Consider the following 6,943-nt stretch of genomic DNA (forward strand, 5'->3'; position numbering starts at 1 on the left):
GGAAAATAAGACTACCACAAAGCCCCGTAAGCGTCAAAACTATCATTGCACTTCAACCCTCGCTAAAATATACCGGGTTTCGGAGCCGTCCAGCCCTACCGCCAGTTGGTAACGGCCCGGCGGGGTAGCGGGATTCAGGTTGACGTCTACATCGTGTCTGATAACCTGCTGGCTGCCCGGCGTTGATGGCCATTGGGTTGGTGGATAAAGTTTTAAGGCATCGTTAGGGCGTTCCAGGCTCGCGCCCCAGATTCCTTCCGGCCCAACGAGATGAACAAAGGGCGCGGCATTTTGGGCAAGGGGATGGTCTGCCCGCCAGTAGAGAATAACGTGCAGCCAGCCCGAGGGAGGGTGGAAAAGTTCGTCGGCGGCTGAAACAGAGGTTTCGGCTTGATAACCAATCAGGCGTAACCCATTTTCAAATTGCAGGTCAACCGGAGTGGCTTCCGGCGGCAGGTGGTCGAGCCGATAGCCAGGCACAAAACCTTTGAGGGTGATACCGGGCGGGTACAGCTCGGTGGCCAGGGGATAGCGGGCCGCAAACCATTGTTCAACCAATCGTTGGGGGTCCGGCCCGTCAAGATGAGATTGAATGAGCCAGATCACCGGGTGCTCGCCGACTACGCCTTGCAAAGGGCCGTCCAGGCTGGTTCCCGGCGTAACCGTGCTAAAAGCAGCATAGGTTTGGCCGGGGCCTTGGAAATAGAATTGAAAGGGATACCGCACCCAATCCGGGTGGATAAGAATGCCGTGATTGGCTTTCGCGTGGGTGGTCAGGTAAGCGGCGCTTTGTCGCCAGGCTTCTTTGGCAGCGGGGATGCTCCACTGGCCGGGAAGCGGAAGTATGGTAGCCAGAAGCAGGACAACGTGGGGTAGATAGAGGATAGCGCGCAACCCCCGGCCCCTGGTTTTTGCTACCTGGCCCAGCCAACCGCCCAGATTTTCCGTGCCAATCGCAGCCAGGAGCAGCAACCAGGGAATCATCACAATAAAATAACGCTCTCCAAAAAAGGTCAGGTGATTACGGACGAGAAGGAGATTAGCAATAACAAAGGGAGTTACGAATAGGAAGGTAATTAGCAGCCGCGGATTGGCAATTTCTGATTTGCCGTTTGTTATTTGCAATTGGCGATAATTTTTTGGTTTGAGGTAAGCCAAAATAGCAAAAAGAATAACTATGCCGGATATAACAATTTGAAGCGCAGGCGATAAAGGCGCTTTCCACACGATGAAAGATTGGAGCAACCACCAGGTGCGCTGACCGAGGTGATTCAGGGGGTCGCCGGGGGCGGCCTCGCCGGAGAATCGCCAGATGGTCAGCGCCAGGGGGGCAAAAGCCGCGCTAACGGCCAGCCCGCTGACGGCAAAGATGAGCCATAAGCGCCAGGCGCGAGGGTAACTAATCATCAGCCACAAGCCTAACGCCGGCAACAAAAAGCCGGTGTAGAGATGGGTGTAGAGGCCGAGGACGGCAAAGAGGATGAAGAGAATGATGAATTGTGAATTGTGAATTGTGAATTGTGAATTGTGAATTGTGAATGGAGGCGTTTCAACAGTTTGGTGAGTGATGAATGAAGGGGAGTGTTGGTCTGCAACCGGCTCTCTATTTTGACCGGACGTTATTTTTATGAACCATAACCAGGTCCAAACCGTCAGGGTGCTGAAGAACACTGCCGGAGCGTACATCCGCGCTTCTTGCGAGTACCAGATCAGAAAAGGATTAAGCGCAACCAGCAACGCCGCGAAGACAGCCACTCGCCGGTTGAAAAGCAAAGTGGCAATACCGGTGACAACCGGGATTAACAGCACGCCCCAAATAACAGACAGGCTGCGCACGCTTGTTTCGCTGAAGCCAAACAGCCCGCCCCAACCTTTTAGAGTGAGGTAATAAAGCGGCGGCAGACGGTCTTCAACCAGGGTAAAACCAACTTCCAGAATACGGGGCACGGTTTGCCTGGCCCAGTGAATACTGATGGCTTCATCAAACCACAGACTGTGGTAAGTGAGATTATGAAGCCGCAGCGCAAAGGCAATTAAGATAATAATGAGGAGAAACCAGGAAAGCTTCTTGTTCATGCCGGCGTACATGCTACCACAGGAGAGAAGGAGGAGCAAAGAAAGTGAAGTGACGGATTGTTTAAATTTGACATAGAACGTTCGTTCGTGGTATAATTGAGCAGCACAAATGGTCGGAACAAATGACCTTCTAAATAAGGAGAATATTGACGATGGCCCTCTCAGAACGACAAAACAAAATTTTGGAGTTTCTCAAATCATTTACCCTGGACAATGGCTATCCCCCCACCATTCGGGAGATAGGCAAAGCCGTGGGTATTACCTCAACCTCGGTGGTCAACTACAATCTCGACGCCTTACAGCGGGCGGGTTTTATCTATCGAGATCGGACCGTGTCCCGCGGTATCCGTTTAGCCGAAGGACTGGAAGAGTTGGTCAGTTCTGTCGAGCTGGTGAGGATCCCCATGTTGGGCCGCATTGCCGCCGGTATCCCCATCCAGGTGCCCGAAGGCGCGTTTGACCGCGAAACCGATGTCATTGAACTGACTCCCGATTTGTTGCCGCCGCAGCGTGAGGGTATCTACGCCCTCAAAGTGCAGGGTACTTCCATGATTGACGCCCTGATCAATGACGGCGATATTGTGGTGATGCGCCATACCAACACCGCCGAAAATGGCGACATGGTGGCGGCCTGGTTGCTTGACCGGGAAGAGACCACGCTCAAACGTTTTTTCCATGAGGGCAACCGGGTGCGGCTCCAGCCCGAAAACCAAACTATGGCCCCCATTTTTGTTGACCCCGACAAAGTGGAGGTACAGGGCCGGGTGGTGACGGTCATCCGCCAGTTGAATTAGAACATCCTTCCACCAATTGACCCGAATACGTCTCTCTTTCTTTTCACTTGGGTTAATTGGTGGATTCATTTTTCGGCTGGTTTCCCCTTTTCCCCTTTCTCTCACTCTTTTTTCAATGCGCCCAGATGAGCTTGGGTGTGTTGATCTTTCCCACTTTTTTAATGTAAATTTGTAAGCAGAACTCTTGACAATAGAACGTGCGTTCTGGTATAATAAGAATTGTACTAGAACACACGTTCTATTTTGTTTTATAATGGTTCATTACGTGAAAGGAGCCAGGCAACATAATGAAGATTAGTGACAAACAAAGGGAGATGCTGGCGTTTATTGAAAACTTTGTTGACGAAAATGGCTACCCGCCTACCTACGAGGAGATTCGGGCGGGGCTGAATATCAGTTCCAAATCATTGGTCAATTACCATTTAGACGTGCTGGAAAACGCGGCCCTGTTAACTCGCTCGCCCAATACGCCGCGGGGAATCCGGTTGGCCGGTGAAAATGAAACTGTCCAGGTGCCGTTGATGGGCCTCATCGCCGCCGGCCCGCCCACCGATTTTATAGAGGAAGACAATCGGGAAGCCATTGAGCTAACCTACGATATTGTGCCTAACCGAAACGATCTTTACGCCCTCAAAGTCAAAGGCGACTCGATGATTGACGCGCTTGTTCACGATGGCGATATTGTGATCATGCAGCATCAGGTTCAGGCTGAAAACGGCGAAATGGTCGCTGTTCGCCTGATTGACCAGAACCAAACCACGCTCAAACGATTTTACCGTGAGAACGGCCATGTGCGCTTGCAGCCGGCCAATCCCAATATGGCGGCGATGTTTGTTAAGCCCGAGGCGGTGGCTGTTCAGGGCAAGGTGGTGGCCATTATTCGACAGGTGGAATAAGCGTAGAATTTGTAGAGTGGATTGCTGGATATGAGTTTAATCTACCGTTTTGATCACCTGCGATAAGCGGAACCTCAAGTGTGGTCCTTCAGGTTCAGCCGCTTGCCTGCCGGGTAATCAGCATTTTATCAAGAGGTATCACGGGCCATGCTTGAACAATCAAGTCAACCCATTCATTGGGAGAATCTTGATCAGGAGACATATATGCGCCGGGTGTTAGAGTATCAAGCTGACCAAATTGAAATGGTCTTGACCAGCCATCGGGTGCATGGCCGGGTGACCGGGGGTGTGGTCACGCCCCGGTGGGTAAGTTACCAGGTCTTGCCTGAAGTGAGCACCAAAGTATCGCGCATTGTTGCTCTTTCAGAAGAGTTGGCGTTGCGTTTGGGCGCGCAGCGCGTGCGCGTATCCCGGCAGGGAGCGGCAGTGCAGGTAGACGTGCCCCGCGAGCATGGCGAAGTGGTGCGCCTGATCAACTTGTGCCGGCGGCTCAAAGAAGTGCCCAAACAAACGGCCATCTTGGGCATGGACGAAAGCGGCATCCCCCTGTTGCTGCGCTTGCCCTCACCGGACGTGGCTCACGTGTTGGTGGCAGGCACAACCGGCTCCGGCAAAACCGCCCTGGTGCGCAGTATGGCCCTGTCGCTGGCCATGCACAACCGCCTGGGCGAAGTGCAAATGGTTTTTATTGACCCCAAGGGCAACGGCTTTGAACCTTTTTTAGGGTTCGACACCCTGGGCGGCGGCCTGCCTCACCTGCTGCGCCCGCCGGTTCAAGAAGTTCACCAGGCCATTTTTCTGTTGGGGGAAATGGTTGAGGAGATGGTGCGCCGGGACCGGGAGAATATTTCGGAGCCGCGGGTGGTCATTTTTATTGACGAAGTAGCCGACCTGATGGAGCAAGGCGGCAAAGCCATGGACCGGCTGATGACTCGGCTGACCCAACGTGGCCGCAGCGCCGGGCTGCACCTGGTAGCCTGCACCCAAAAGCCGTTGGTGGCCAGCATTGGCAGCCTGACCCGCAGTAATTTTCCGGTGCGTTTGGTGGGCAGTGTGGCCAGCGCCGACGATGCCAAAATTGCGGCGGGCATTCCCGGCACCGGCGCCGAACAGCTACTGGGCCGTGGTGATTTTCTGCTGGTGGCCAAAGGACACGTGACCCGCTTCCAGGCAGCTTACGTGGATACGCAAGAAATCAGGCAGATTGTCAGCCGGATGAATGCCGGGGGCCGGCGCAGCCGCCGCTGGCTGACCGAAGAAGAAAATGTTCAGGCGGCCACCGGCACGGATGGACGCCCGGTAAATGGGGCTTCTCACCCTAAAAAGCGACGCCGGTTGGACCTAATGTTTGGGCATCAGCTAAGACTGATCAAATGATCCGAGGTGATTTATGAAAAAATTCCTATTTGTGGTTGGGATCGCTTTTGCCGTTAGCTTGGCCGTAGTCATTGGCACCCGGATGAGTCCTGATGCCATGGCTGTGGTGGTGGGTATTGTGTGCGGCGTGCTGGCTTCTATTCCCACCAGTACGCTGTTGGTCTGGGTGCTGCGCCAGCGAGATAAACAGATTGAAACCCAGATGGGCCAGGCGCGCTTCAGCCAATTCCCGCCGGTGGTGGTGGTCAATGGGCAGGGCACCAACGGCCATAATGGTTATGGTGCGCCGCCTATCCTTCCGGCAGCCTCAACCTCGGCCGGGTCGCGCAATTTTAAAGTCATTGGCCAGGAAAACACCGAAACAATGGGCGATGTGTTGCCGCCTTTTTGGGATGAACTATGAGTCATCATTTAAAAATAAGGAGATAACGTATCATGAAAGAAGGTTTATTATGGTTTGATAGTGATCCCCGTCGCAAACTGGACGATAAAATCGGCCAGGCTGCGACCCGTTACCAGGTTAGATTTGGCCGCCGCCCGACTGTTTGTTACCTGAATGTGGCCGACCTGGATGGCCAACCCGGCGAGGTTAAAGGCATTCGCCTACAAGCGGTGTCGAATGTGCTGCGCCATCATTTTTGGGTTGGCGTGGAAAATGAATCGGCTATGGCCAAAGCGGCCTGACAGGAGAGAATCGTGTCCATTCAATTTCAATCATCTGTTTTGTTTGTGCAAGATATTGCCGCGTCCTGTAACTTCTATGAAACACTGCTGGACCAAGAAGTGGACATGGACTTTGGCCCTAACATTGGCTTTAAAGGCGGCTTTGCCATCTGGCAAATAGACCACGCCGCCCAAATAATTCATGAAAGCCTGGCCAATGGTGAAGGCCAACTGGGGCGCAAGAATTTAGAACTTTACTTTGAAACCCCGGATATTGAAGCCGCGTGGAATCGGCTGCTGGACGCTGACGTATGGGCGCTGCACCCCCTGCGAGAACAGCCCTGGGGCCAGCGGGTTTTTCGGGTTTATGACCCCGACGGCCACATTGTAGAAGTGGGCGAGCCAATGCCCGCCGTGATACATCGGTTTCTAGAACAAGCCCTAACCCCGGAAGCCGTAGCCGAACGCACCGGGATGCCTTTGCAAATTGTGCAACAGATTGCCACCGGTATTAAATAACCGGCCATGAACGGGCCTGCCATTTGGAGTAGGCGCCTGGTTAGGTTAAAATCTAAGTTATTTAGTGAAGCGCACAGATAATCTGTGCGCTTCGCATATTGGGGGTGTAAATGTGAACCGGCATTGGCTTTTATGGGACGGCGCTTGAAGTTTGTGACGCCGTGCTGTCGCCTGGGTCAGGCGCAAGGATGTGCAACAAAAATTTTATCCTATACCCTACCAACAATGTCCCTGGCCGCCGATGACGCCGCAGCTCTACGCGGCCTGCCAGCAGGCAGCGCATGTGATTACCACGGAAGGGCGAATTATCAAAGCTGGCCGGGCCAGCCTGTTTGTTCTGGCAGAGGTTAGTTATCCCCGTTGGCTGGTGCGCCCCTTCACCTGGCCGCCCCTGATATGGTTTGTAGAGTGTGGCTACCGGGTGGTGGCCAACCATCGTTCTTTTTTTGACCGATTTCTTTTTACCGGGGAAACCGACGAGCAATCTTAGGGCTGGGTCAGCGTTGTGTTACCGCCAGGCAATGGTCAGAATTATACTAAAAACAGAATGGAACCAATACTTTTGTTAAGCGACAAGCTGAATGTCATTTCGAGGCCATAAGCCGAGAAATCTCCTTC

General features: G+C 53.4%; 8 protein-coding genes. 7 read left to right on the forward strand and 1 reads right to left on the reverse strand.

What is annotated here, in order from left to right; genetic code table 11:
* Positions 1–42: 42 nt before the first annotated feature.
* Positions 43–2,076 carry a glycosyltransferase family 39 protein gene (locus JW953_18820; GenBank protein MBN1994757.1) on the reverse strand — a complete coding sequence of 678 codons (2,034 nt, stop codon included), beginning with the start codon at positions 2,074–2,076 and terminating at the stop codon, positions 43–45.
* 146 nt (positions 2,077–2,222) lie between these two features.
* Here JW953_18820 and lexA (JW953_18825) point away from each other — a divergent pair, with 146 nt between their 5' ends.
* From lexA (JW953_18825) to JW953_18855, 7 genes are all read left to right on the forward strand, one after another.
* Positions 2,223–2,870 (forward strand): transcriptional repressor LexA, encoded by a 648-nt coding sequence (gene lexA, locus JW953_18825; protein MBN1994758.1) that lies wholly within the window; start codon positions 2,223–2,225, stop codon positions 2,868–2,870.
* Positions 2,871–3,157: 287 nt separating this feature from the next.
* Positions 3,158–3,766, forward strand: coding sequence for a transcriptional repressor LexA (lexA, locus tag JW953_18830; GenBank protein MBN1994759.1), 609 nt, complete (start codon positions 3,158–3,160; stop codon positions 3,764–3,766).
* A 147-nt stretch (positions 3,767–3,913) separates the two neighbouring features.
* Entirely contained in the window at positions 3,914–5,143 is a 1,230-nt protein-coding gene (locus JW953_18835; protein MBN1994760.1) for a DNA translocase FtsK, read from the forward strand.
* Between the two features lie 13 nt (positions 5,144–5,156).
* On the forward strand, positions 5,157–5,546 hold the full coding sequence (locus JW953_18840; GenBank protein MBN1994761.1) for a hypothetical protein: 390 nt from the start codon (positions 5,157–5,159) through the stop codon (positions 5,544–5,546).
* A 32-nt stretch (positions 5,547–5,578) separates the two neighbouring features.
* The gene (locus tag JW953_18845; protein MBN1994762.1) at positions 5,579–5,827 is read left to right on the forward strand and encodes a hypothetical protein; all 249 of its coding nucleotides are present in this window, start codon (positions 5,579–5,581) and stop codon (positions 5,825–5,827) included.
* A 12-nt stretch (positions 5,828–5,839) separates the two neighbouring features.
* Entirely contained in the window at positions 5,840–6,325 is a 486-nt protein-coding gene (locus tag JW953_18850) for a VOC family protein (protein MBN1994763.1), read from the forward strand.
* A gap of 190 nt (positions 6,326–6,515) precedes the next feature.
* On the forward strand, positions 6,516–6,815 hold the full coding sequence (locus tag JW953_18855) for a DUF393 domain-containing protein (GenBank protein ID MBN1994764.1): 300 nt from the start codon (positions 6,516–6,518) through the stop codon (positions 6,813–6,815).
* Positions 6,816–6,943: the final 128 nt, after the last annotated feature.

The organism is Anaerolineae bacterium (assembly GCA_016931895.1).
In the GTDB taxonomy this organism is placed as follows: domain Bacteria; phylum Chloroflexota; class Anaerolineae; order 4572-78; family J111; genus JAFGNV01.

Excerpts from the sequence above, each read along its gene's own strand:
- JW953_18820 (MBN1994757.1), bottom strand. The coding sequence starts at position 2,076 with ATGAACAAGAAGCTTTCCTGGTTTCTCCTCATTATTATCTTAATTGCC.
- lexA (MBN1994759.1), top strand. The coding sequence starts at position 3,158 with ATGAAGATTAGTGACAAACAAAGGGAGATGCTGGCGTTTATTGAAAAC.
- JW953_18835 (MBN1994760.1), top strand. The coding sequence starts at position 3,914 with ATGCTTGAACAATCAAGTCAACCCATTCATTGGGAGAATCTTGATCAG.
- JW953_18840 (MBN1994761.1), top strand. The coding sequence starts at position 5,157 with ATGAAAAAATTCCTATTTGTGGTTGGGATCGCTTTTGCCGTTAGCTTG.
- JW953_18845 (MBN1994762.1), top strand. The coding sequence starts at position 5,579 with ATGAAAGAAGGTTTATTATGGTTTGATAGTGATCCCCGTCGCAAACTG.